Source organism: Arthrobacter sp. QXT-31 (assembly GCF_001969265.1).
Taxonomy (GTDB): Bacteria; Actinomycetota; Actinomycetes; order Actinomycetales; family Micrococcaceae; genus Arthrobacter.
The window spans coordinates 1,030,428-1,053,972 of the sequence record NZ_CP019304.1 but is presented as its reverse complement, the minus strand read 5'-3'; the positions used below and the strand labels follow the sequence as shown (position 1 = coordinate 1,053,972).

At 66.9% G+C, this 23,545-nt stretch carries 20 protein-coding genes; 11 read left to right on the top strand and 9 right to left on the bottom strand.

Annotated features, from left to right (window positions below; all coding sequences use genetic code 11):
• Window positions 1-249 precede the first annotated feature (249 nt).
• Together BWQ92_RS24460 and BWQ92_RS23440 are read left to right on the top strand one after the other, a co-directional pair.
• Window positions 250-375 carry a hypothetical protein gene (locus BWQ92_RS24460; RefSeq protein WP_257787662.1) on the top strand — a complete coding sequence of 42 codons (126 nt, stop codon included), beginning with the start codon at window positions 250-252 and terminating at the stop codon, window positions 373-375.
• Window positions 372-527 (top strand): hypothetical protein, encoded by a 156-nt coding sequence (locus BWQ92_RS23440; RefSeq protein WP_157365099.1) that lies wholly within the window; start codon window positions 372-374, stop codon window positions 525-527. Before BWQ92_RS24460 ends, BWQ92_RS23440 begins: the two co-directional genes overlap by 4 nt.
• A gap of 32 nt (window positions 528-559) precedes the next feature.
• Here BWQ92_RS23440 and xylB read toward each other — a convergent pair whose 3' ends face one another.
• Both xylB and BWQ92_RS04760 read right to left on the bottom strand, forming a co-directional pair.
• The gene (gene xylB / locus BWQ92_RS04765; RefSeq protein ID WP_076798526.1) at window positions 560-1,963 is read right to left on the bottom strand and encodes a xylulokinase; all 1,404 of its coding nucleotides are present in this window, start codon (window positions 1,961-1,963) and stop codon (window positions 560-562) included.
• The gene (locus tag BWQ92_RS04760; RefSeq protein ID WP_076798525.1) at window positions 1,960-2,910 is read right to left on the bottom strand and encodes a sugar-binding transcriptional regulator; all 951 of its coding nucleotides are present in this window, start codon (window positions 2,908-2,910) and stop codon (window positions 1,960-1,962) included. Before BWQ92_RS04760 ends, xylB begins: the two co-directional genes overlap by 4 nt.
• Window positions 2,911-3,127: 217 nt before the next feature.
• Between BWQ92_RS04760 and BWQ92_RS04755 the strand changes: the two genes are divergently transcribed.
• The 5 genes from BWQ92_RS04755 to BWQ92_RS04735 all read left to right on the top strand — a co-directional run bounded on the left by BWQ92_RS04755 (window position 3,128) and on the right by BWQ92_RS04735 (window position 9,028).
• Window positions 3,128-4,474 (top strand): ABC transporter substrate-binding protein, encoded by a 1,347-nt coding sequence (locus BWQ92_RS04755; RefSeq protein WP_076798524.1) that lies wholly within the window; start codon window positions 3,128-3,130, stop codon window positions 4,472-4,474.
• Between the two features lie 26 nt (window positions 4,475-4,500).
• Entirely contained in the window at window positions 4,501-5,475 is a 975-nt protein-coding gene (locus BWQ92_RS04750) for a carbohydrate ABC transporter permease (RefSeq protein WP_076803511.1), read from the top strand.
• The gene (locus BWQ92_RS04745) at window positions 5,472-6,389 is read left to right on the top strand and encodes a carbohydrate ABC transporter permease (protein WP_076798523.1); all 918 of its coding nucleotides are present in this window, start codon (window positions 5,472-5,474) and stop codon (window positions 6,387-6,389) included. The genes BWQ92_RS04750 and BWQ92_RS04745 overlap by 4 nt, the downstream gene beginning before the upstream one ends.
• A 145-nt stretch (window positions 6,390-6,534) precedes the next feature.
• Window positions 6,535-7,539: an NAD(P)-dependent alcohol dehydrogenase gene (locus tag BWQ92_RS04740; RefSeq protein ID WP_076803510.1), complete on the top strand. Its 1,005-nt coding sequence runs from the start codon at window positions 6,535-6,537 to the stop codon at window positions 7,537-7,539.
• 22 nt (window positions 7,540-7,561) lie between these two features.
• Window positions 7,562-9,028 (top strand): mannitol dehydrogenase family protein, encoded by a 1,467-nt coding sequence (locus BWQ92_RS04735; RefSeq protein WP_076798522.1) that lies wholly within the window; start codon window positions 7,562-7,564, stop codon window positions 9,026-9,028.
• 111 nt (window positions 9,029-9,139) lie between these two features.
• Here BWQ92_RS04735 and BWQ92_RS04730 read toward each other — a convergent pair whose 3' ends face one another.
• The 5 genes from BWQ92_RS04730 to BWQ92_RS04710 all read right to left on the bottom strand — a co-directional run bounded on the left by BWQ92_RS04730 (window position 9,140) and on the right by BWQ92_RS04710 (window position 17,011).
• Window positions 9,140-9,418, bottom strand: coding sequence for a DUF4190 domain-containing protein (locus BWQ92_RS04730; RefSeq protein WP_076798521.1), 279 nt, complete (start codon window positions 9,416-9,418; stop codon window positions 9,140-9,142).
• Between the two features lie 119 nt (window positions 9,419-9,537).
• On the bottom strand, window positions 9,538-10,506 hold the full coding sequence (locus BWQ92_RS04725; RefSeq protein WP_076798520.1) for a TM2 domain-containing protein: 969 nt from the start codon (window positions 10,504-10,506) through the stop codon (window positions 9,538-9,540).
• A gap of 525 nt (window positions 10,507-11,031) precedes the next feature.
• Window positions 11,032-14,496 (bottom strand): chitobiase/beta-hexosaminidase C-terminal domain-containing protein, encoded by a 3,465-nt coding sequence (locus tag BWQ92_RS04720; protein ID WP_172804247.1) that lies wholly within the window; start codon window positions 14,494-14,496, stop codon window positions 11,032-11,034.
• Window positions 14,497-14,678: 182 nt separating this feature from the next.
• Window positions 14,679-16,514, bottom strand: coding sequence for a glycoside hydrolase family 15 protein (locus BWQ92_RS04715; protein WP_236783105.1), 1,836 nt, complete (start codon window positions 16,512-16,514; stop codon window positions 14,679-14,681).
• A 20-nt stretch (window positions 16,515-16,534) separates the two neighbouring features.
• Window positions 16,535-17,011 (bottom strand): hypothetical protein, encoded by a 477-nt coding sequence (locus BWQ92_RS04710; RefSeq protein ID WP_076798517.1) that lies wholly within the window; start codon window positions 17,009-17,011, stop codon window positions 16,535-16,537.
• Between the two features lie 267 nt (window positions 17,012-17,278).
• On the opposite strand from BWQ92_RS04710, the gene BWQ92_RS04705 reads away from it, so the two are divergent.
• The gene (locus BWQ92_RS04705; protein WP_076798516.1) at window positions 17,279-18,016 is read left to right on the top strand and encodes a hypothetical protein; all 738 of its coding nucleotides are present in this window, start codon (window positions 17,279-17,281) and stop codon (window positions 18,014-18,016) included.
• A gap of 5 nt (window positions 18,017-18,021) precedes the next feature.
• Here the strand turns inward: BWQ92_RS04705 and BWQ92_RS04700 are convergent, their stop codons facing one another.
• Window positions 18,022-18,399 (bottom strand): TfoX/Sxy family protein, encoded by a 378-nt coding sequence (locus tag BWQ92_RS04700; RefSeq protein ID WP_076798515.1) that lies wholly within the window; start codon window positions 18,397-18,399, stop codon window positions 18,022-18,024.
• A gap of 128 nt (window positions 18,400-18,527) precedes the next feature.
• Between BWQ92_RS04700 and BWQ92_RS04695 the strand changes: the two genes are divergently transcribed.
• The 3 genes from BWQ92_RS04695 (at window position 18,528) to BWQ92_RS04685 (ending at window position 21,615) form a co-directional block, all read left to right on the top strand.
• Complete coding sequence (locus tag BWQ92_RS04695; protein WP_076798514.1) at window positions 18,528-19,826, top strand: phosphoribosyltransferase family protein; 1,299 nt, start codon at window positions 18,528-18,530, stop codon at window positions 19,824-19,826.
• A gap of 237 nt (window positions 19,827-20,063) precedes the next feature.
• Window positions 20,064-20,267, top strand: coding sequence for a cold-shock protein (locus BWQ92_RS04690; RefSeq protein WP_076798513.1), 204 nt, complete (start codon window positions 20,064-20,066; stop codon window positions 20,265-20,267).
• Between the two features lie 91 nt (window positions 20,268-20,358).
• Window positions 20,359-21,615, top strand: coding sequence for a plasmid pRiA4b ORF-3 family protein (locus tag BWQ92_RS04685; protein ID WP_172804246.1), 1,257 nt, complete (start codon window positions 20,359-20,361; stop codon window positions 21,613-21,615).
• A gap of 11 nt (window positions 21,616-21,626) precedes the next feature.
• Here the strand turns inward: BWQ92_RS04685 and BWQ92_RS04680 are convergent, their stop codons facing one another.
• On the bottom strand, window positions 21,627-23,483 hold the full coding sequence (locus BWQ92_RS04680; RefSeq protein ID WP_236783104.1) for a tetratricopeptide repeat protein: 1,857 nt from the start codon (window positions 23,481-23,483) through the stop codon (window positions 21,627-21,629).
• Window positions 23,484-23,545: the final 62 nt, after the last annotated feature.

The following is a 23,545-nucleotide window of genomic DNA, read 5'->3' as shown; positions in this document are numbered from 1 at the left end:
CATCGAAAGGCGAAACCCATCCGAGTTTTTGTCCAGATAATGGCCGCTAGGAGGTCTTCAGGAGCCATTATCTGGACAAAAACTCTCTCGCATCGTTCGCAGGCGAGCCGATGCAGCTTGAACTCGTGAATGTAGCCCCGCCCTAGGCTTGCCGTGGAGGAAGACCTTCGCCGATCTTGCCGGAAACTTTCGCGGATCTTGCCCGAACAGGTTCACCATCAATCCATAACCTGGAAAGGGGTGAACATCATGGCCGACGACAAAGAAGTGCTGGACTGGGTCTCCCCGCGCAAGCAGCGGGAAATCGATAACCAGGCGGCATTTCTGCGCTATCTGCTGGAGCGTGAAGAGGTGCAAGGGAGCTGGGCGTCATGAACGATTACGTTCCCCGTCCTCGTGAACCGTATGACGCGCGCTGCGTCATCAAACGCGACCTGGCGAACATCATCGCCAAGTACACCGCGAAGGGCGACCAGGAAACTGCCGCTGTCTACATCGAGGCACTCGCCCGCTACGACAGCGACTGATCTGGCTTCGACGGTTTCAACCAGCGACCAGCTCAGCCGACGCCGTAAATGTTCCGGCGGGCCGTTGCATACCGCTCGCGGACGCTGAAGCCCCAGTCGCCGTCGGGCTCGTAGGCCGCCTCGATGCTGCGCCTCCAGTCCGGAAGCTCTCCGGTCGCTGCCCATGCCGCCTGCTTCGCAGCACCGAGCGCCACGTACTCCCGGCTTGCCGGCACCTCGACGGGCAGGTTGAAGATGCTGGCCGCGGCCTGCCGCAGGGCATGCGATTTCGAACCACCACCAATGAGCAAGACCTTGTCCGGCGTCCCGCCCAGCTGCCGCAGCACGTCGATGGCATCGGCCAGCGAGTTCAGCACTCCCAGCACGGAGGCCCGCGCGAGGTTCTCCGGTGACATGTTGCTCCGGCTCAGACCAACCAGGCTCCCGCTCGCGTGCGGCAGGTTGGGGCTGCGCTCGCCGTCCAGGTACGGCAGGAACGTCAGCCCGCCGGCATCGTTGCCCGCGGCGAGTGCCAGGGAATCCAACGTCGCCAGATCGACGCCGAGCATGGACGCGGTCGCGGCCATCACCCGGGCCGAGTTGAGCATGGCCAGAAGCGGCAGGTGGCCGCCGGCGGCGTCCGCAAACCCCGCCACTTCACCGCTCACGTCCGGCATCGCGGACGGCGACGCGGTGAAAACAGTCCCGGAGGTGCCGATCGAGACCACCACCTCACCCGGACGCAGCCCCAGCCCCAGCGCCGCCGCGGCATTGTCCCCGGCACCGGCGGCCAGGACGGCGCCGTCGATGCCCCAGCCGCTCTGCACGGTGCCGGCAGCCTCACCTGAAGCCACCACGCGCGGCAGCCGCGGAGCCCGTCCGAAGAAGCGTTCCAGCAGGTCCGGCCGGTAGCTGTCCGTCACGGGGGAGAAGTATCCGGTGCCCGAGGCGTCGCTCCGGTCAGTCGTGAATTCCCCGGCCATCGCGCCGTTGAGCCAGTCGTGGGGGAGGACCACCTGGTCCACGCGGGCCGCGGCGTCGGGCTCGTTCCGCGCCAGCCACGCGAGCTTGGAGATGGTGAACGACGCCACCGGGACCAGGTTGACGGCATCCACCCACGCCTCAGCCCCAAGTTCGTTCCGCAGCCTCGCCGCATCCGCGGCGCTGCGGGTGTCATTCCACAGCAGCGCGTCGTGCACGGGTGTCCCCGAACTGTCGATGGCCACCATCCCGTGCTGCTGCGCGGCGATGCCGGCACCGGCGACGGAACCGCCCAGCCGGTCGGCGCCGGCGGAATGCCACGCTTCCTTCAGTGCGGACGTCCAAACGTGCGGGTCCACGGCCGTGAGGTCAGGGTGGGACGCAGCACCGGACGCGACCACGTCACCGCTTTCGGCGTCCACAGCGAGGACCTTGCAGGACTGGGTGGAGGAATCCACACCGATAACAACGCTCATTGACTCTTCTCCTCATCGATTAGGTCAGTCAGGGCCTTGGCCAGCGGCGAATCAATGATCAGGGTGGTGACGAAGCCGGCCTTCGCCACCGCCAGCACCGCTTCAGCCCGCGCTTCCCCCTGGGCCACGGCGATCACCTTCGGGGTGCGCTGCAGCTGCTTGATGCTGACGGCGATGATCTGCTCGTCCAGCCCCGACTCCACCGCAACGCCTTTGGCGTTGATCAGCCGGCCGGAGCATTCCCCGACGGCGCCGGCCTCCACTGCCGCCTGCCTCACGTCGGCGTCGGCCCGGTCCCAGATGGTGGAGGTGCCGGGCTTCCACGCACCGATGGCGACGACGGCCAGGTCGAGTGAGTCCGCCTTCGCCAGCGCCTCGGCGATCTCCGGCTGGCGGCGCAAGCCGGCCGCCGTCGTCGGATCTTCCACCACCAAAGGTGCCCAGAGCGGCCAGGTGAGCCCCCCGCTCACATGCCCCAGCCGCTGGATCAGCTCAAGGGGATTGCTCTCGCCTTCCGTGGGGAGCGCGCCGGCGAGCTGGACGACGTCGCACTTGGGAAGCTCCCGGACCAGCCGGGAGGCCACGTCCAGGGTGCGGGACCAGGAGATGCCCATGGTCCCGCCCGCCGGTGCCTGCCGGGAAATTTCGACGGCGGCCGCCTTGGCCAGGATCCCGCGCGCCTGGATCACGTCCCCGTTGGTGTCCGCAACGGCGATCCCGCCGATCCCCAGGAACTTCTCAATGCGGCGGATGTCGGCAGCGGAGACGCGGGACGGGAAGTTCACTTTGATTTCCACAATGCCCTTCTCGAGGGCCTCCGTGAGCAGCCGCGCCACCTGGAATCGCGAGATCCCGTAGCTGCTGCCGATCTCCACCTTGGACCGGTTCTCCAGGTAGTACTCGCTGCTGATGCGCGCCAGAAGCTCTTCATGGGAAAGCTCGCTCATGCCCGTCACCTCTCGCACATCTGATCATTTGAGTATTGCCTCTTGCTCAAACGAGTATATATGACTAGAGTCACATGACAGATGAGCAGCAGCAGTTCGCTCAGATGAGCAAGCTCAGATGAGAGCCGAAGCTGCAACGGGCCGAGCGGCCCATACCACCGGGTCCGCGGCTGCGGCCCGGACCGGTGTCCTGACTTTTGAGCACAAAGGAGTTCTTATGCGTCCCAAGATGCGTGCCGCCTCGCTGGCTGCAGGTGCGCTGTGCATCGCCCTGTCCGCCTCCGCCTGTGCGGGAGCCGGCGGCGGCAACAGCGCGGGTGACCCGAACAGCATCAGCGTCCTGATGGTGAACAACCCGCAGATGGAGGACCTGCAGAAGCTGACGGCGGACAACTTCACTCGGGAAACCGGGATCAAGGTCAACTACACGGTCCTGCCGGAGAACGATGTCCGGGCGAAGATCAGCCAGGAGTTTTCCAGCCAGGCCGGCCAGTACGACGTCGCATCCCTGTCCAACTATGAGATCCCGTTCTTCGCGGCGAACAAGTGGCTGGCGCCGCTGGATTCTGTGGCGAAGGACCCTAAGTTCAACCAGGCGGACATCCTGCCCGCGTACACGGCGTCGCTGACCGGTGCGGACGGCAAGCTTTACGGCGAGCCCTTCTACGGCGAGTCCTCCTTCCTGATGTACCGGAAGGACATCTTCGACGCCAAGGGGCTGACCATGCCGGAGAAGCCCACCTGGGACCAGGTGGCCGAGCTGGCGGCGAAGGCCGACGGCGCCGCGCCGGGCATGAAGGGGATCTGCCTGCGCGGGCAGCCGGGCTGGGGCCAGGTCTTCGCGCCGCTGACCACCGTGGTGAACACCTATGGCGGCACCTGGTACGACAAGGACTGGAATGCGAAGGTCAACGCCCCCGAGTTCACCGAAGCGGTCGAGTTCTACGTTGACCTGGTGCGCAAGCACGGCGAGGCCGGTGCGGCGCAGGCCGGGTTCACCGAGTGCCTGAACAACATGAGCCAGGGCAAGGTGGCCATGTGGTACGACGCCACCTCCGCCGCCGGTGCCCTCGAAGCCGATGCCTCACCGGTGAAGGGCAAGATCGGGTACGCGCAGGCGCCGGTGAAGAAGACGGCGTCCTCCGGGTGGCTGTGGACCTGGTCCTGGGCCATGCAGGCGGCCTCCAAGAAACAGGACGCGGCCGGGAAGTTCATCGCCTGGGCCAGCTCCAAGGAGTACGAGGAGCTGGTGGCCGCCAAGCTGGGCTGGGCGAAGGTCCCCTCCGGCAAGCGCATCTCCACCTATGAGAACGCCGAGTTCCAGAAGGCCGCGCCGTTCTTCAAGGCTGAGCGCTTCGCGATCGAGAACGCCGACCCGAAGAACCCGGGCGCCCAGCCGCGTCCCGCCGTCGGGATCCAGTTCGTCGGCATCCCCGAGTTCGCCGCCCTGGGCACCAGCGTCTCGCAGGGGATCAGCTCCGCCATCGCGGGCCAGGGCACCGTGGTTAACGCGCTGAACAAGGGCCAGCAGGCCGCCGAAAAAGTCGGCAACAAGTACAAGTGACCTCAACCGAACCGCAGGAGAACATCATGACTACCGCAACGGCGCGTATCTCCCGTCCGGGGCACAGCGCACCCAAATCCCCGTCCCCACGGGATACCCGGTCGCGGGAACGCGCCCTGGCCTGGGCGCGGCGCGCACCGCTGCTGCCGGCGCTGATCTTCCTCATCATCGTCACCCAGCTTCCGTTCCTGGTGACGCTGATCATCTCGTTCATGAGCTGGAACAGCCTCAGCCCCGACAAGACCGCTTTCACCGGTCTGGAGAACTACGTCACGGTCCTCACCGACCCCGACCTGCGCCAGGCCATCTTCACCACTATCGTCCTCACCGTCTCCGTGGTGCTGATCAGCCTCCTCATCGGCTTGGGACTGGCCCTGCTGCTGGACAAGAAGTTCATCGGCCGCGGCCTGGCCCGGACCCTGCTGATCGCCCCGTTCCTGGTGGTCCCGGTGGCTGCGGCCCTGATCTGGAAGCACGCCCTGCTGAACCCGACCTACGGGCTGATCAACGGCATCCTGACCTGGGTCTGGTCGCTGTTCGGCAGCAGCGCCGCCCCCCAGCTGGACCTGCTGTCCCAGGCCCCGTTGGCAGCTGTGATCGCGTCCCTGGTCTGGCAGTGGACCCCGTTCATGATGCTCATCCTGCTCGCCGGGCTGCAGTCCCGCCCGATGGACACCATCGAAGCCGCCCAGATGGACGGCGCCAGCCCGTGGATCATCTTCCGCGACCTGACCCTGCCGCACCTGCGCCAGTACCTGGAACTCGGGGGCCTGCTCGGCGCGATCTACATCGTGCAGAACTTCGACTCGGTCTTCACCCTCACCGCCGGCGGCCTGGGCACCGCGAACCTGCCCTACGCGATCTACCAGACGTTCTACTTCGCCAACGAATACGGCCTGGCCTCCGCCGCCGGCGTCGTGGTGGTCATCGGCACCATCATCGTGGCGACCTTCGCCCTCCGCACCGTTTTCTCGCTCTTCAAAAAGGAGGCAGCACGATGAGCACCCTCACGCCCGCTGCACAGGACAACCCCGCCGGCCCTATCGCCCTAAACACCGGCCGCATCTCACGGCGTCGCAAGTCCCGGATGGACCCTACACGGAACAACACCGCCGCCGGGATCGCCGCCTGGCTGCTGGCACTGCTCTTCGCCACCCCCGTGCTGTGGATGATCCTGACCTCCTTCCACTCCGAAACCGACGCCGCCACGAACCCGCCCTCCATCGCCGCGGACCTGACCCTGGACGCGTACAAGGAGTTCTTCGGCGCCACCTCCGGCGTCAGCCCCTGGCCGCCGCTGATCAACTCCGCCACCGCCTCCATCCTCTCCACCGTCCTGGTGCTGGCACTGGCCATCCCGGCCGCGTACGCCCTCTCCATCCGGCCGGTGAAGAAGTGGACCGACGTCATGTTCTTCTTCCTCTCCACCAAGATGATGCCGGTGGTGGCCGCGATCCTGCCGCTCTACCTCTTTGCCCGGACCGTCGGCGCGCTGGACAACATCTGGTTCCTGATCCTGATGTACACCTCCATGAACCTGCCCATCGCCGTGTGGATGATGCGCTCCTTCCTCGCCGAAGTCCCGGAGGAAATGCTCGAGGCGGCCCAGATCGACGGCGCCAGCCTCCTGCTCATCCTGCGCAAGATCATCGCCCCCGTTGCCATGCCCGGCATCGCCGCCACCGCCCTGATCTGCTTCATTTTCAGCTGGAACGAACTCCTGCTGGCCCGCGTCCTCACCGGCGTCGTCGCCGGCACCGCCCCGGTGTTCCTCACCGGCTTCGTCTCCGGCCAGGGCCTGTTCCTCGCCAAGGTGTGTGCCGCCGCCGTCATCATCTCCCTGCCCGTGCTGTTCGCCGGCTTCGCCGCGCAGGACAAGCTCGTCCAGGGTCTGTCGCTCGGCGCGGTCAAGTAACGGCGTGGTCAAGTAACAGCGCGGCCAAGTAACGCCCTCCACTTCCAAAGGAATGACCTCCATGACAACAACCACCCAGCCCGCCGCCCCAGGCCAGGCAGGCACCGGCCAGACAGCCCCCGGCCAAACAGGCCTGCCGGACACCATGCGCGCCGCCGTCCTCAAGCGCCAGGGCGAGATGGCCCTGGAAACGCTGCCCGTCCCGCAGCTGGATCCCGACCAGGTCCTGGTGCAGGTGGCCGCCGTCGGCGTTTGCGGCAGCGACGTCCACTACTACGAACACGGCCGGATCGGCGACTACGTGGTGGACCACCCGCTCATCCTCGGCCACGAACTCTCCGGCCGGATCACCGCCGCCGGAAGCGCCGTGGACCCTGCCCGCATCGGCAAGCGGGTCGCCGTCGAACCCCAGCGACCCTGCCGCACCTGCAAGCAATGCCGCGCCGGACGGTACAACCTCTGCCCGGACATCGAGTTCTACGCCACCCCGCCGGTGGACGGCGCGTTCACGGAATACGTCACCATCCAGTCCGACTTCGCCTATGAGATCCCGGACAGCGTCAGCGACGAGGCGGCCGCCCTGATCGAGCCGCTCTCCGTGGGGCTGTGGGCCTGCGAACGCGCCGGCATCCGCCCCGGCAGCCGGGTGCTGATCGCCGGCGCCGGACCCATCGGCATCATCGCCGCCCAGGCCGCCCGCGCGTTCGGCGCCACCGAAATCTACATCAGCGACATCGCCGAGGACCGCCTCGCGTTCGCGCTGGACCACGGCGCCACCCACGCGCTCAACGCCCGCACTGACACGGTGGAGGGGCTCGACGTCGACGCGTTCATTGACGCTTCCGGCGCACCGCAGGCGGTCCGTTCCGGGATCAAGGCCGTGGCGCCCGCCGGAAAGGTGATCCTCGTGGGGCTGGGGGCGGACGACGTCGAACTCCCCGTCTCGTACATCCAGAACCGGGAGATCTGGCTCTCCGGCGTCTTCCGCTACACCAACACCTGGCCCCTGGCCATCCAGCTCATAGCCGACGGCAAGGTGGACCTGGACATCCTGGTCACCGGCAGGTTCGGCCTGGCCGACGCCGAAGAAGCACTGAAAGCGGGCAAGCAGCCCGGACAGCTCAAAGCCGTGGTCTACCCGGGCCGCTGAGCCCGCACTGAAAGGAACAGCAATGCTCACCGATGCGACACTCACCGAACTCCCGGGCAGCCTGGCCCGTCCGTCCTATGACCGCTCGGCCCTGACCGCCGGCATCGTCCACTTCGGCGTCGGCGGCTTCCACCGCGCGCACCAGGCCATGTACCTGGACCAGCTGATGAACGCCGGCCTCGCCCACGACTGGGCCATCTGCGGCGTGGGCGTCCTGCCCGGCGACGCCCGGATGAAGCAGGTCATGGACCGGCAGGACTGCCTGTACACGCTGGTGGTGAAGAACCCCGACGGGACGCGGGAAGGCCGGGTGATCGGCTCCATCATCGAGTACCTCTTCGCGCCCGACGATCCCGAGGCCGTGATCGAAAAAATGGCGTCCGACGCCGTCCGGATCGTTTCGCTGACAGTCACCGAGGGCGGGTACAACTTCCACCACGTCACCGGCCGCTTCGACGCCGACAACCCCGATGTGGTCCACGACCTCCAGCCCGGTGCCGCGCCGCGGACCACCTTCGGGCTCATCACCGAGGCGCTGCGCCGGCGCCGGGACCGGGGGCTGGCGCCGTTCACGGTCATGTCCTGCGACAACATCCAGGGCAACGGCGACGTGGCGCGGGAGATGTTCACGGCCTTCGCCTCGCTCAAGGACCCGGCTCTCGGCGCCTGGGTCACCGAGCACGTGCCCTTCCCCAACAGCATGGTGGACCGCATCACGCCCGTCACCACCGACGAGGACCGGCAGGCCATCGCGGAGGAGTTCGGTGTTGAGGACGGCTGGCCCGTGGTCTGCGAACCCTTCGAGCAGTGGGTGCTCGAGGACCACTTCAGCCTGGGGCGTCCGCCCTTCGAAAAGGCCGGCGTGCAGCTCGTGGAGGACGTGGAGCCGTATGAGCTGATGAAGCTGCGGCTGCTCAACGCGAGCCACCAGGGGATGTGCTACTTCGGGCACCTGGCCGGGTACCGCTACGCGCACGAGGCGGCGCAGGACCCGCTGTTCGCGCGGTTCCTGCTGGACTACATGGACCGGGAAGCGACGCCGACGCTGCAGCCGGTGCCCGGCATCGACCTCGGCACGTACAAGCGGGCCCTGATCGAGCGCTTCTCCAACGAATACGTCCGCGACACCCTGGCCCGGCTGTGTGCGGAGAGCTCGGACCGGATCCCGAAGTGGCTGCTGCCCGTGGTGCGGATCAACCTCGAGAACGGGGGAGAGATCAGCCGGTCTGCTGCGATTGTGGCGAGCTGGGCACGCTATGCCGAAGGAACGGACGAGCAGGGCAACCCGATCGAGGTGGTGGACCGGCTCAAGGACACCCTGATGGCCGCCGCCGCACGCCAGCGGCAGGACCCGCTGTCCTTCATCTCGAACCGGGAAGTCTTCGGCGACCTCATCGACAACGAACGGTTTGTCACCGCGTACTCCGAAGCGCTGGCCAGCCTGCACCGGTACGGTGCGAGGGAGACGCTTCGCGGACTGGAGTCCTAGAAAACGGAAGCGGACGGCGGCGGGGGAGCGCCGCCGTCGTCCGTCTTTCCGCGGCAGAAAGCAACAGACCCCCGCCGGGAAAGTTCCCGGCGGGGGTCTGCCGCGCTGCTGTCAGGCCTGGGAGGCGGCGGCCGATCCGAGGACGACGATGAGCAGGACGACCGAGAGGGCAATCGACGCGTAGCCGATGACCAGGGCGGCGATGGCCAGGCCGCGTCCGCCTTCGCCGGTCCTCTTGATCTGGCCCAGGGCGACGTGGCCCAGAATGACGCCGAGCAGGCTGATGAAGAACGACGAGATCAGCGCAACGATGGCCAGCGTGTTGGTCTTGGCGGAAGCCGGTGCCGGCGCGTAGCCCTGGTACTGCGGCTGGTACTGAGGTGTGCTCATGATGGTGCCTTTCGATGGCAAATGGTGGGTCCCCCGGCCCGCACATTGCGGAGCGGCAATCAAAAAATATCAACAATCGGGCTGCAGCAGGGCAGGACCTCGGTTTTTCCCGTCACAGATTACTGAGTGGTCAGGGTGAAGGTGGATGCCGCGTCCCCGAACTCATCCTTGACCACGACCTTGACGGGGCCCTTCCTGACGTCGAACACGATCATTCCCCGGCGAACATCACCGGCGCCAACTTCCTCAGTGGGCAGGCTCCCCAGCCCCTCGTCCAGAGAGATCAGCTCGCCCTCATTGCCGTCCGTGTCGTAGACCTCGAAGTTGTAAGGGCTGGTCCTGCTGCTTCCCGTCAGCGTCTCCCAGGAAACCTTGATGGCGAGGAACCCTCCGTTCTGCGGCTTCATGTAGGACATGCGCGGAATTTCAGAGATGTAGAGGGAGTCCAGGACCCCGACTTTCACCGTATTGCCCTCGGACACGGTAACCACCAGGGAGTTCGCATCGGTGGCGGTGGCGGTGTCGGTGGCCGAGGATGACGGGGCCGGTGCCGCCTCGGAAGCAGCGGATGACGGGGCCGGTGCCGCTTCGGAGGCAGCGGGTAGCGGCGGAGCCGGGGTGTTCCGTCCCACAAGCATCTGGGAAGCCATGGCAAAGGACATCACCATGTACAGGGCTCCGACCACCATTCCGATCACCCAGACGACCGCGGTGATGATCCAGGCCTTCTTCTTGTTCTCCGGGTAGCCCTCCAGCGGCCGCCCGTCCTTGTCCCGTGCGTTTCCGGTCAGGGTGATGATCAGGTCCACGATTGCCCAAATGCCGAACCCGCCGCCGGTCAGAAGCTTGGCGATGCCCGTGCCGACCTTGCCCAGGTAGAAACGGTCCGCACCGAAGCTGCCCAGCAGGAGGGACAGAATCCACGTGGTCATGAACGACTTCCCCGGCCCGCTGGCGTAGGGAACGTCGCCGTAGGGCCCCGGCTGGTATTCGCCTTGGTACTGCCCGCCATAGCTGGACGGCGGATGCGGAATCGGCGGAGCTGATGGACCGTTTTGGGGCGCGTGGGGGTAACTGGGTTGACTCATCGATCTTCCTTTTGCGGAGGTGTGCGAGCGGGTGTGAGGGCTGCCTGCCTGGGTGCGAGCGTTGGGCGGCCCTCTTTCGGCTCCTGAACGTGGCGCCGTGTCAGGCCGGAAAGTATTTACCCAATGAATTTACTATCGGGGGCCGAGAGCCGCGATGGGCAGAAATACCCATCGCCCGACACGCTTGCAGCTGAGAGCGTTCGCCCACGAGCGCGGGTTGCTCGGCAGCTTTTTGGCCAAGTTAGGGAAAGTCCAAACAGACGGCCGACGGCGGCAACCTTACGGCCCGCCGTCGGACTTGACTCCCGCCGTCGGGCATCCAAACGGCGGGGACCCTCGCAACGCATTCGAAGCAGAAGCACCCCGAGTTTTTGTACAGATAACGGCCGCTCCAGGCACTTCAGGAGCCATTATCTGTACAAAAACTCTCGGCTTGGATGGGCACGCTCCGTTAACCAACAGTGGTCCCCTCCGGAAAACCGGCGGAGACCACTGTTGTGCTGTTTCAGTCTGGCTGGGAACGGATCAGAGGATGTTCTTCATCGAGTTCCAGCCCGTGCCGATCATCTTCTTCCCAGAGACGTGTCCGTCGCCCTTGCCTGCGTACAGCCACAGGTTGCCGGACTTGTCGCGGGCGATCAGGTCGTTTTTGCCGTCGCCGCTGAAGTCGCCGGGTCCCATCAGCAGGGTCATGCTGTTCCAGCCCGTGCCGATCTGCTTGCTGGATGCCACGTATCCGTCGCCCCTGCCGGCGTAGAGCCACAGGTTGCCGGCAGTGTCGCGGGCCACCAGATCAGCCTTGCCGTCGCTGGTGGTGTCCCCGGCGCCGACAATTGTCATGCTGTTCCAGCCCCGGCCGATCTTCTTTACGGCGCCGTAGGTGCCGCGCCCGTCACCGGCGTAGAGCCAGAGGTAGCCGGCCTTGTCGCGGGCCACGAGGTCGGCTTTGCCGTCCCCGCTGAAGTCACCGGGGGCAACGATGCTGGTCATGCCGTTCCAGCCCTGCCCCACCTGCTTCTTCGCGGCGAAACCGCCCCTGCCGTTACCGGGGTACAGCCACAGCTTGCCGGCCGCGTCGCGGGCCACCAGGTCAGCCTTGCCGTCACTGTTGGTGTCCCCGGCGCTGACCACGCTGGTCATGCCGTTCCAGCCCGACCCGATCTGCTTCCGGGGTGCGAAACCGCCGTTGCCGTTGCCGGGGTACAGCCATAGCTTGCCCGAAGTGTCCGTCGAGACGAGATCGGCGCTGGAGTCGCCGTTGAAGTCCCGGCCGATGCCGTCCCTCGTGGCAGGTTCCTCGACCGGCGGATCAACGGGGGTCTCACCGCCGGTTCCTTCGGCCGCCGTCCAGCTGCCGATGCTGCTGGCATTGCCGGCGGCATCGATGGCCACCGCCCGCAGGGTCTGGCCCCCCGCGAGCGTCACCGGTGCCGAGTACCGCGTGCCGTCCGCTGTGGGCTCACTGCCATCCAGCGTGAAGAAGATGGCCGCGTCCTCGCTGGCGGACAGTGTCACGGCGGTGCCCGCAGGGACCTCGCTGCCGTCAACATTGGCGCTCAGGCCCGGTGCCGTCTTGTCCACCGTGAACGTCTCCGTCATCACTGGAGAGGCGATGCCAAACGCCACGGCGATGAACTTCACCGTGGTGGTGCCCTCGGCGGTGATTGGAATCGGCTCCGTGTACAGCGTGCTGGCCGTCGTCGGGTCCGTGCCGTCGGTGGTGAAGAAGATCTGTGCATTCTCCGGGGTGGCCGTCAGCGCCACGAGCTGGTCGGTGGCGAACACGCCGCCCGCCGTCGTTGCCGTGGGGGTGGGCTCCGGCGGGGTGGCGCCGGTCATGCGGCCCTGGACCACGAACTGGTCGGTCTCCCCAAGGAGCTCCGGATCCAGTACATCGCCGCTGGGCGCAGCAATCTTCTCGATCTTGAAGTAGTTCGTGTCATACGGGCTGCCGGTCACGGCGTGCGGCGTGGCGCCGTCGCCGAGGTACCCTTCGGGAGCACCTTCGGTCCACCGGAGGAACGGCCCGATCCTGCTCTCCAGCAGCCCCGAGAAGTCGCCGGTGGCGTTCAGGGCGCCCAGGTCCTCGGTGTAGTTGATGTTGCCGTCGAGATCCGCCTTCAGGTCCAGGGCCCCGTAAGGGTGTGTGAACCGGTAGGTTGCCTCCGGCTCGAAGACCGCGTCGCCGCGGACCCGGACCCGGCCGAAGCCGACCTGCGCGTTGTCCTGCACGGCATCCGCCCCGAACGCTGCCTCCGAACCGAGGGTCAGCCGGACGTCCCCGCCGTCGACGGGAACTTCCGCGTCGGACGCGAACCAGAACGCCTCGCCCGGGAAGTTGTCCGGGAACGACGTCGGCTGCGTCGGGTCTGGCCGGTCATCGACCACCGGGCACAGCGGGTCATCCAGGCACAGGTCCAGCTGGACCGGTTCCTGCCCTTCCCAGCCGTTGTCCTTCAGCCACACCGGGAAGCCGTGGTCGCCGAGGGGGCCCACTTCAGAGAGGTTGCGGACCTTGAACGGGAAGGAACGCACCTCGCCGGCAGTTCCGGTGGCCGGGTCGATGGCGACGGCCCGGATGGTGGTGGACATCCCGAGCCGGAATGGATCGTTGTATTCGCGGGTGGAGCCGGTCGGTTCCCCATCCTCCGTCAGACCCGGGGCCGATCCGTCCGTGGTGTAGTAGATGTCCGGCGCAACGGAGGGGTCGTTCGTGGTCCCTGTGAGGGTGACCGTCTGCGGTCCCGCGAGGGGACCAGCGGCCGCGTCCGGGCTGGCCTCAAGCCACGGCCGGGTGGCGTCGAGTTCATACTCTTCGGTGTAGATGGCGGTGGCCTTCTCCTTGTCCTCGAGGTCCACCGCCATGTACTTCAGCGTGGTCAGGCCCGGTGTGGCCAGTTCGACGGCGGCCACCGCGGACATGTCGCCCGCGGCAGGCACGACTTCGGTTCCGTTAATGGTGCCGTCTTCGTTGAACCCGGGATCGGTGCCGTCCGTGGTGTAGATGATCTTCGCCTTGTCCGGCAGGGACGCCTGGATTTTGACCGTTTGCTTGGAGTTGTAGACGCCCCCGGGCTTGTCCACCCCTGCCTTCAGCGTGGCGATTTTGCCCTGCACGGCGAACAGGTCCGTCCGGGCGCTCGCGGGAGTGCCGCCCGCGTCCGCCGGTCCGGAGACCTGGAAGTAGTCCGTGTTGTTGGGGCTGCCCACCACCTTGTGTTCGACGAGAGGGTCGCCGATAAAGCCTTCCGGTGCTGCCGGTGCCACGGCCGGGTCCCACCGCAGGAAGGGGCCGATGCGTCCCTCGGACGGCTCGTCCCAGCTGCACGGCTGCTGCATGCAGCCGATGTCTTCGGTGAAGCGGATCCGGCCGCGGTCATCCGCGGTCAGCACCTCAACACCGTACGGGTGGGTGAACGTGTACCGCTGGTTGGGTACGCCGTCGTCCAGCCGGATCCGCAGTCGGGCGAACCCGTTCTGCTGTCCCTGCGCCACGTCCCCGACTCCGGAAAACGCCGCCTCCTGGGCCATGATCAGCCGTGCTGATGCCCCGCCCGGCATGGTCAGCGACGTTTCGGCCGACCACCAGAATGACTCTTCCGGGAAATTCCCGGGAATCGCCAGCGGCTGGGTCGGATCGTAGTCGATGCCGATGACCGGGCAGACCGAGCCGTCAAGGCACAGCTCCAGCCGGACGGGCTCCAGCCCCTTGGCCTCGTCCCCGCCGTCGGCGTACCAGTACGGATAACCGTTGGTCGGATCGATCGGGCCCACGCCCGCAGGGCCGGCGGGCAGCGCCGCGGGCACCATGCCAGCGACTACCGACTGCGACAGCACGGGACCGCCTGCCGGCAGCGCCGCAACAGCCGGCGGCAGGGCGGTCAGCCCGGACGCCAGCACCGCGCCCAGGGTCACTATCCCCATCGTCCGCCGGCGCCGGGCCACCCGGACTTTCGACCGTTCTTTTTGGTCCTGCTTTTGAACACTCAAGATGTCCCCCCTGATGGTAAATGTCCTGTCCGAGGGGCGCATGGTGCGTTTGTGTAGTTGATGCCCCCCACGCCGAGCCTGCCGCCCGGACGTTGGGATTTTCCTAGGATCCGATAGACGGTTCCCCCTTTTGCGGGGGGCTCACCCCGAAAATTCCCGTCAGGGCTGTGCCGGTGGAGGAGTCAGGCTTCCTTCGGGCCCGCGGCCTGCGGGAGGGGCGCCAGCTGGTGGGAGGCGTCGCGGAGGGCCAGCGCCGCCTGGACCAGCGCGGCGTGCGTCATCGCCTGCGGATAGTTGCCGAGGAGCGTTCCGGTGGCGGGATCGGCTTCCTCGCTGAACAGGCCCAGCGGACCGGCGTAGCCCAGCAGCGACTCGAACAGTTCCGCAGCCTCGGCTGCCCGTCCCGTCAGGGCGAGGGCCTGGGCCAGCCAGAAGGAACACGGCAGGAAAGCTCCTTCATCACCGGGCAACCCGTCCTGGCCGGGCGGGTAGCGGTAGAGGAAGGGGTAGCCGGCCGACAACTCAACCCACACCGCATCCACCGTCCCCCGCAGCCGCGGAGAGCCGGAATCCTCGAAGCCGGTCACGGGCAGGATCAGCAGGGCCGAGTCGAGATCGGCCGATCCGTAGGAGCGCGTGTATGTGTTCCGGGCGGCGTCGAATCCCTGCGCCCTGATGTCGGCTGTGAGCTCGCTTCGTGCCGTCTCCCACCGGCGCCGCCGCCGGGCGCTGATGCGGTGGGTTTCGGCAATCCGCAGTGCCCGGTCAAGGGCGAGCCAGCCCATGATCTTCGAATGCACATGGTGCGCGGCATCGGCCCTGATTTCCCAGATGCCCGCGTCCGGTTCCGGCCACCGCCGCGCCACCAGATCCGTGAAGCTGCGCATCGCCCGCCACGTCTCCGAGTTCAGGCGCCGCCCCTGCCGCACGAGGTTCCACGCGGCGTCGAGCACCCAGCCGTAGCCGTCCAGCTGATGCTGGTGCGCGGCCCCGTTGCCCGCCCGCACCGGAGAGCTGTCCGCGTAGCCCGGCCAGTTCTCCAGCGTGCGCTCGCGGGGGACATGCCCGCCGGTCAGGGTGAGCAGGGCCGGCAGCCGGGGCCGCTCCAGCCTGCTGGCGTGCAGGAGCCAGTTCAGGAAGTTCAGTGCCTCGGCATCCTTGCCGAGGCCAAGGAACGCGGCGATGCCGATGCTGGCATCCCGCGGCCAGGCGTACCTGTAGTCCCAGTTGCGGATGCCGCCCGGGTCCTCCGGCAGTGACGTGGTAGGGGCGGCCACCGGTGCTCCCGAGGGGGAGTAGGTCAGCAGCTTCAGCGTCAGCAGGCTCCGCAGCACCGGTTCACGGAACGGAACGTCCCGGCTGATGCCCGACGTCCACTCCCGCCAGCGGTCCTCATCGGCTTCCACCAGGTCCCACGCGGTCTCCGGATCCACCCAGATCAGCGGTTCCGTATATGCCAACCCAAGCACCATCACCACGGGACGGCCGGGCTCAACGGTGAGTTCCGCCGTCGTACCCGGCTCAACCCGCAACCCGCCGCTGCAGCCGAGTGACATGGCCAGGGCGCCCCATTCGCAGACCAGATGCCGCCCCCTCCGGACGCGGGGGCGCAGATGGCGCTCGCCGAACCGGGGGTTAAAGTCGACGGCGGCCCGTACCGGTGCGCCGTCGGCCTCCAGCCGCCGGATCAGGAGGGTGGTGGGCAGCAGGCGGCCCGACACCTCGGCCACCATCGCTTCGGTGAGGGTCAGTGTTCCCCCGTCCGCGGCCCAGACCGTTTCGAGCGTCGCCGTGTGCGGCCGGTACCGGCGGACGAGGCGTTCGGCGGGGAAGGCGGGGCCGGCGCGGAAGGTGCCGGCTTCGGCGCCGCCGAGCAGCGCGCCGAAGACGGGATCGCCGTCGAAGGTGGGCGCGCAGAGCCAGTCGATGCCGCCGTCGGCCGAGACCAGCGCGGCAGTCCGCGTGTCGCCCAGCAGCCCGTAGTCCTCCAGGGCGGGGGAGTGCATCCTGGTTTCCACGTGGCTTCACCTTCTCCCTGTCAGCCAGCGGTGAGGAGCAGTCCGAGCAGCGAGCCGTACACCAGGTGGGCCGCCACGGCTACTGCCGGAGTCTGGATCCCGTAGTTCAGGCCGAGCAGGCCCGGCGGTTCGAGGGCTGAACGGCTGGCCGGGCCGGCCCTGGTGCTGGCCATCCTCGGATGAATGCCCGGCAGCAGGGGCAGGATGACGGTCAGCGCGACGGCGACGTGCAGGAGGCCCAGCAGTGCGCCGATCCACCACGTGGCTCGGCCCAGCAGAGCGAAAACCGCCGCGTAGCCGAGCGCGAAGACCTGCCCGGCCGCGAGGTGGATGAAGAACCCGGCGACACGCGCCTTGTCCGGATCCGGCGTCACGAGGCTGCCCAGGACCAGCGGCAGGTCGAGCCTTGTCCAGCCGGCCATCTGGCACGCGATCAGCACCGCGGTCAGCGCAGTGGTGGCGAGGAGCCCAAACAGCGCCCAGCCTTGCCAGTCCATCTCAACCGCCGCCCTGCTGCTTGCCGGTGCGGCGTGCTTGTGCCTGTTCCATGGCGCACCTTCTAAAAATAAGTTATCTAATTTTAGAATGTCCGCGAGTGGCAGGCAAGGGCCTCGGGACAGGCCGCGATCGTGGCCTTGGAGGTGTCCGCATTGGGGTCTTCTGGTTCCGGGCGGGCTGCACTACCTTTTTTCCATGGCCATGGGCAAGCAACGGTGCTCTGACCCTTTATAGGAATTTCTACTCAGAAGGAGTGGGAAAAGGTCATGTTATTGCGAACCAAAATATTCCTCGGTGTTCTCGTCCTGCTGCTGGTTGCCGGCGGGGCGGTCTTTTTTTACAACGACAACATCAAAAGAAGCAGGGCCGGGGAGTACAACCCGCAGATCAGTCCTGCGGATTTCACCACCGACATCACCAACAAGTACTTCGCCCTCCCTGTCGGCAAGAAGATGACGTATGAGACGACGGCGGGAGGCAGAGTCACCGAGCGGATCGAGATCGAGATCCTGCCGGAGAAGATGCAGATCGAGGGCTTCGAGACGGTGGTCTATCTGGACAAGGAGTACAAGAACGGCCAGCTGGTAGAGGAGACCAGGGATTACCTGGCGCAGCATAAAAACGGGGACGTGTGGTACTTCGGGGAGGACGTGAACAACTACTGGAACGGGATCCTGATCCACCACGCGGGCAGCTTCCTGCACGGAAAGGACGGGGCGAAAGCCGGCATTTGGATGAAGGCCGACCAGCGTGTTGGCGATTCTTACCGCCAGGAGTTTTACATCAATAACGCGGAGGACATGAGGGACACCATCGCCACCGGCCAGGCCGTCACCACCAAGGCCCGCAAATACACCGACTGTGTGAAGGTCCTCGACTGGACGCCGCTGGAGAAGAACGCGCGGGAGCACAAGTACTACTGCCCCGAGGTCCGCTCGCTGGTCCTGACGGAGGACCTGGAGACCGGCAGCCGCTCAGAACTCGTGGACGTGGTCCAGCCTTAGCTCCGTTACTTTTTGGAGGCCTTGGCCTTCGGTTCCTTGGGCGGCAGCCCTGCCACGAAATTGAAGGCCTTGGTTACCCAGGCCCTGGCCCGCGTGGTGTCGCCGTCGCCCTCTTCGTTCCAGACTTCAGGCAGCCCCGTATAGCCGCCCATCGGACGCTCCGCAGGGCCGAACGGCACAGTCCGCTCCGACGACTCGAGCATTTCACGGTCCTCGTCCGAGAGCTTGACTCCGATGGTCGGCCCGAACAGCCCGGCGAACATGTTGCCGTTGACGAACGCGCCCAGGTTCCCGAACATCGGCTTCACCACCACCTCGGGATCCGGCGGCAGCGCGGCCCGGAAGCGCTCCTTGTCGGCCTCGGTGGCTTTGGGCATTTCCATGGTTCCCCCTCCGGTAGGGCCGGCTTCCAGATCTTCCCTTGAAGGCATTGGCGGAAGGGCGTTGACTGGAATTGCTGGTGCTGGTGATGTTACTCGCGTTGCCGCCTCTGAAGGGAGGGATCACCTCGATGTTCGAGTTCCTGGACAGGGCCGATGCCGGCCGGCGGCTGGGAGACAGGCTGGCCGGGCTGCGGGGCCAGGAGACGGTGGTGCTGGGGTTGCCCCGCGGCGGTGTTCCGGTTGCCGTCGAGGTGGCGAAAGCACTCGATGCCCCGCTGGATGTGATTGTTGTGCGGAAACTGGGGGTTCCGTTCCAGCCCGAGGTTGCCATGGGGGCCATCGGAGAGGGAAGCACCCGGGTACTTGATCAGCGCGTGATCGCCACATACCGGCTCACTGAACGGGATGTGGGAGCAGTCGAACGCAAGGAGCGGAAGCTTCTGGAAAGCTGGCTGGCCAGGTATCGCCGAGGGCGGACGCACAGTGACTTGCACGGCGTCACGGCCATCATCGTCGACGACGGCCTGGCCACCGGCTCGACGGCGCGCGCAGCATGCGAAAGGGCCAGGCAACTCGGCGCGGCAAAGGTGATCCTGGCCGTGCCTGTTGCTCCCGCCCGGGTGCTCGCCTCGCTTACTGAACCGGACGACGTCGTGTGCCTGGTGCCGGCCACGATGTTCCACTCCGTGGGCTATTACTACCGTGACTTCGCGCCGACGGAGGACGAAGAGGTTCTGCGGATGCTCGACGCCGCGGCCCGGCCACCGCGCCGGCCTCTTCAGGCAGCGGGGGATGCCGGAATCGAGGAGGAAGTGGACATACCCTGCGGAGAGGTCCGGCTCCGCGGCAGCCTGCACCTGCCCTCACCCTGTGAGGCCGTCGTCGTCTTCGCCCACGGCAGCGGCAGCAGCCGTCACAGCCCCCGTAACCGGTACGTGGCGTCGGTCCTCCATGACGCCGGCCTGGGCACGCTGCTGCTTGATCTGCTTACGCCGGCCGAGGAACCGGACCGCGCAAACGTGTTCAACATTGCCCTGCTCGCCGCGCGCCTCGCGACTGCAAGCCGGTGGCTGGGCGCGAGGCAGGACACGTCGTCGAGCCGGATCGGCTATTTCGGGTCCAGCACAGGAGCAGGCGCCGCCCTGTGGGCCGCGGCTGAAGCCGATGCGCAGGTGGCCGCCGTCGTTTCCCGCGGGGGCCGTCCGGATCTGGCCGGCGAGAAGCTTGCCGCGGTGCGTGCCCCCACCCTGTTGATTGTCGGCGGAGCTGACTCCCAGGTCCTCGGCCTGAACCGCCAGGCCATGGCGCTCATGGACGCGCCCACCCGTCTGGAGATCATCCCGGGGGCCACGCACCTCTTTGAAGAACCGGGAACCCTCGCCAAGGCAGCCGAGTTGGCCGCCGAGTGGTTCACGCAGTACCTCTGACTTTTCGCCCGCGCTGCGGCTGTTCCATAGCTGGCCGAAAGGTTGTTCCTGCAAGTTTGGCGAGGGGCACGGGGGATCTCGTGTAGAGTGGATGACGTTGTTGTGTTTGCATTGTGTAGTTCAGGCAGTACGCGCGGTCGGAAGTCCGCGTTCTTCTGAAGTAGCGGTTTTGAACACCCCACACCGGAGGGCCCGAAAGTCGGGACTTTTCCTCCACCTTCACGAAGGACAAAAATAATGGCTACTGGCACCGTCAAATGGTTTAACGCTGAAAAGGGCTTCGGCTTCATCTCCCCGGACGACTCTTCCCAGGACGTTTTCGCGCACTACTCCGCGATCAACTCCTCCGGCTTCCGCTCCCTCGAAGAGAACCAGAAGGTTTCCTTCGAAACCGAGCAGGGCCCCAAGGGTCCCCAGGCCGTGAACATCCAGGCTCTCTAATTTCCTAGAGTTCCCGGACCGTTAGGTTCCGAACAGGGTCCGCCAATTTTGGCGGGCCCTGTTTTCGTTGGTCGATGGAACAATGGCCATCATGCACTCCACCGACGCCGTCCCCGCCTTCGACCTGCGCGTCAGTATTCAGGGCACCGACCCGGAGATCTGGCGCAGGCTTCAGCTGCCGGCGGACCTGACTGTTCCCCAATTCCATCTCGCTGTCCAGGCGGCCTTCGGCTGGGAGGACCGGCACCTCTACGGCATCCGGTACGTGGACCGAAAAGGCAAGCCAGCGGTTCTCGCCGGGCCGGACTACGAAACGGAAGAAGCTGAGGCCGCGGCGGTTTCCGGCGTCGTGCTTTCGGACCTTCTGGACGCGAAACAGCCGGGAAGGTCCCGCATTGAGTACGAGTACGACTTTGGTGACTGCTGGACGCATGAGGTGGAACTTCTGGGCGCCGTCGACCTTGCTGCCGGCGAGTTGGTCTGCCTGGAGGGTGCAAGCCGGGGTCCCGTGGAAGATTCGGGCGGTGCGGCGGGCTACACGCGGCTGGTGCAGATCCTGGCGGACAGGAACCATGCCGAGTACGCGGACGCGGACAGCTGGGTCTTTCAGCTGACCGGCCAGAGCGGCCGCCAATTCGACGCGTCAGCCTTTGACGTCCAGAGCGTAAACCGCAAGCTGCGGAACCTCAGCCTTCAGTGGTGGCCCCAGCCGCTCACGGACGAGGACCGCGATGCCGTGCTGCGGCCGGTCCGCTGGCTGCTGGAGCAGGCGTCGCCCGACGGCGTGGAACTCACCAAGGACGGCTACTTGAAACCGGCCATGGTGCTGCGGGCCATAGAGGAACTCGGCTGGAGCAACATGGTGATGGGCAAGGCGAACCGGGAGGCGCATGCGGTAACTGTCATGGAGCTCCGGGAGCACGTCATCAGGTGGCGGCTGCTCAGGAAGCTGAAGGGCCGGCTGGTGCTGACAACCGCCGGCAGGCGGGCCCTGGAGCGGCCGGCGGACCTGTGGGATCTTGTCATCGACAAGATCGGCAGGCCGGAACATGACGCCGTCTACCTCGTCACCCGGCTCTACGCGTTCTGGCATCTGACCGGCATCGCCCCGCCTTGGAACCGCAAGGTGGAAGCGATCCGCGCTGCCCTGGAGGCCGCCGGTTTTGTGACCCGCTCCGGCCACCCAATACCGGAGTCGTGGGCATCGGACATCAACCAAACCGTCAGGCGTGCGCTTGGCTGCCTCCATCTGATGGAAGCGCGGGAGACCCGCTGGCGGCAACGGCTGCTGACCGACGGCGGCGTGAAGTTCTTCCTGGAAGTCAGCCAGGTGCTGAATGACCGCTGACTGAGCTCACTTCAGAGCTGCCCGCGCGCCGCGAGGAATGCGGTCAGGGCGGGGTTGTCGATCTGCTTCGCCAGCCAGGGAACGGCCTGGGCTGCAGCCTCATCGCCGAGCACGGCGCGGTGGGACTGCGCCCGCACCACGAACTCACGCATTCCGCTCCGGCTCGCGAGTGCCCCAAGCCTCTCCACCACTTCTTCAGTCCGCTCATCCCTTGCGGCGATGGCCACTTCCGCGGCGACGTCCAGCAGCCGGGCCGAATACCAGAGGTACCAGGGTTTGGGCTGCATCCCTCTGTCCACCCAGTGCTGCGCCGCGGCGAGGTCGCCGTGTGCCAGGAACAAGCGGGCTTCCGCCCCCGCCGCGAGGGCCATGTAGCAGTGGTCCCCGGCCAGGTCCGCCAGCACCCACGACCTGTCGATCATTTCCGCGGCGGCCTCGAGATCACCTGCCGCCAGGTAGGTTTCTCCGCGCACTCCTGCCACAAAGGGTTCGAACGCCGTCCAGTGCTCGGCCAGGATCCACTGCAGTGCATGGTCCAGCGGCTCGACCGCCTGTTCCAGCTCCCCGCGCAGCAGCATCACCCGCCCGAGGAGCGCGCTGCTGAATGCCAGTTGCCGGCGGTTCCGCAGCTCCCGCGCCAGCCGGATGGACGCAGTCAGCACATCTATCGCATCCCCGTACCTGGCGGTGTCCGAGGCCAGCATGCCCTGGATCGCCAGGACCCGTGCCTGCTCCTCGGGGAATCCGGCAGCGGCCGAACTTGCCCGCTGCAGCCAGCCCGCTGCCCGGTCCGGAACACCGCGCTGGACGGACAAGTACCCCAGCTCGCGGTAGGCGGCCGCGGAAGTGGGGGACGCGCCGTCGTGCTTTTCCGACGGCGACGCGTCCGACGGCGGCTTGCCCCGCATGCCGGCCGCCGGTGCTTCCGCCGACAGCGCCCGGTGCAGGAAATCCGCCACCTCCGCACCGCGGCCGCCCGCCTGGTGGATCATCGCCCCGGCCAGCGTGACCAGCGACTCGGCCAGCAGGTGCCTGTCCGGCGTGCGCTGGGCCAGGACGACGGCGAGCCGCAGCTGGTCCAGCCCCCGGTCCACGGCCCCGGCCAGGAGCGAGGCGCCGCCGGCGTCGAGGTAGGACCGCACCGTGGTAGCCGTGGCGGGGATCCCCGGGTCGGTCTCGGGTTCCGCGCCTGCCAGGGCGCGGCGGATCTCGGGCGGCAGCGGCAGGTTCAGTTCGTCCCGGTAAAGGTCGGCGCACCTGGCCACGTGCTCCCGTGCGCGCCGGTGCTCGCCGGCCGCCACGAGTGCCCTGACCAGCACGGCGTTGCAGTCTGTGTGGAAGGGGTCGCGCTGCAGCACACGCGAGGCAAGCTCAGCTGCCTCCCGCGGATCACCGGAGGCCAGCGCGGACACGGACGACTCGTACAGCCAAGATTGCGCGCAGTTCTCCAGCCGGTAGCGCTGGTCCGCCAGCCACGAATCGAAAACCGGGCAGTCGGCGAAGGACAGGCCCTCCAGCAGTTGGCCGTTCAGGCTGCGCGGGTCCGGGCGGGGGAGCGCACCCGATGAAACCAGTTCGACGGCGTCGCACCGCCACGGCGGCTGCAGCACCAGCCGGACCGGATCACCGTCGAACGTCACACCCGCGAGCGTCCGCCGAAGCTCCGAGAGGTTCCAGCGCAGCGCACCGAGGGGATCTGCCGCATCCGGGAACAGCAGCGTTGCCAGCCGCGACCGCCCGGTGCCGTCCGGCTGCAGCGCAAGGTAGGCCAGCACGGCCCAGGCCTTGCGGCCCCGGGGCTGCGGAGAAGAAGTGCCAGTGGACTCGATCGCCGGCGGACCGAGGAGCCGAATGGTGCTTTCGGCCATACGCGTCATTCTAGCCCCGGCCCTCCGTGGCGTCAGCGGGCATTCACACGCTGGCTCACACG

Coding starts and splice junctions, on each gene's coding strand:
- BWQ92_RS04755 (WP_076798524.1), top strand. CDS start 3,128: ATGCGTCCCAAGATGCGTGCCGCCTCGCTGGCTGCAGGTGCGCTGTGC.
- BWQ92_RS04725 (WP_076798520.1), bottom strand. CDS start 10,506: ATGAGTCAACCCAGTTACCCCCACGCGCCCCAAAACGGTCCATCAGCT.
- BWQ92_RS04760 (WP_076798525.1), bottom strand. CDS start 2,910: ATGAGCGAGCTTTCCCATGAAGAGCTTCTGGCGCGCATCAGCAGCGAG.
- BWQ92_RS04705 (WP_076798516.1), top strand. CDS start 17,279: ATGTTATTGCGAACCAAAATATTCCTCGGTGTTCTCGTCCTGCTGCTG.
- BWQ92_RS04730 (WP_076798521.1), bottom strand. CDS start 9,418: ATGAGCACACCTCAGTACCAGCCGCAGTACCAGGGCTACGCGCCGGCA.
- BWQ92_RS04745 (WP_076798523.1), top strand. CDS start 5,472: ATGAGCACCCTCACGCCCGCTGCACAGGACAACCCCGCCGGCCCTATC.
- BWQ92_RS04710 (WP_076798517.1), bottom strand. CDS start 17,011: ATGGACTGGCAAGGCTGGGCGCTGTTTGGGCTCCTCGCCACCACTGCG.
- BWQ92_RS04750 (WP_076803511.1), top strand. CDS start 4,501: ATGACTACCGCAACGGCGCGTATCTCCCGTCCGGGGCACAGCGCACCC.
- BWQ92_RS04680 (WP_236783104.1), bottom strand. CDS start 23,483: ATGGCCGAAAGCACCATTCGGCTCCTCGGTCCGCCGGCGATCGAGTCC.
- BWQ92_RS04685 (WP_172804246.1), top strand. CDS start 20,359: ATGCACTCCACCGACGCCGTCCCCGCCTTCGACCTGCGCGTCAGTATT.
- BWQ92_RS04690 (WP_076798513.1), top strand. CDS start 20,064: ATGGCTACTGGCACCGTCAAATGGTTTAACGCTGAAAAGGGCTTCGGC.
- BWQ92_RS04700 (WP_076798515.1), bottom strand. CDS start 18,399: ATGGAAATGCCCAAAGCCACCGAGGCCGACAAGGAGCGCTTCCGGGCC.
- xylB (WP_076798526.1), bottom strand. CDS start 1,963: ATGAGCGTTGTTATCGGTGTGGATTCCTCCACCCAGTCCTGCAAGGTC.
- BWQ92_RS04695 (WP_076798514.1), top strand. CDS start 18,528: ATGTTCGAGTTCCTGGACAGGGCCGATGCCGGCCGGCGGCTGGGAGAC.
- BWQ92_RS23440 (WP_157365099.1), top strand. CDS start 372: ATGAACGATTACGTTCCCCGTCCTCGTGAACCGTATGACGCGCGCTGC.
- BWQ92_RS04735 (WP_076798522.1), top strand. CDS start 7,562: ATGCTCACCGATGCGACACTCACCGAACTCCCGGGCAGCCTGGCCCGT.
- BWQ92_RS24460 (WP_257787662.1), top strand. CDS start 250: ATGGCCGACGACAAAGAAGTGCTGGACTGGGTCTCCCCGCGCAAGCAG.
- BWQ92_RS04740 (WP_076803510.1), top strand. CDS start 6,535: ATGCGCGCCGCCGTCCTCAAGCGCCAGGGCGAGATGGCCCTGGAAACG.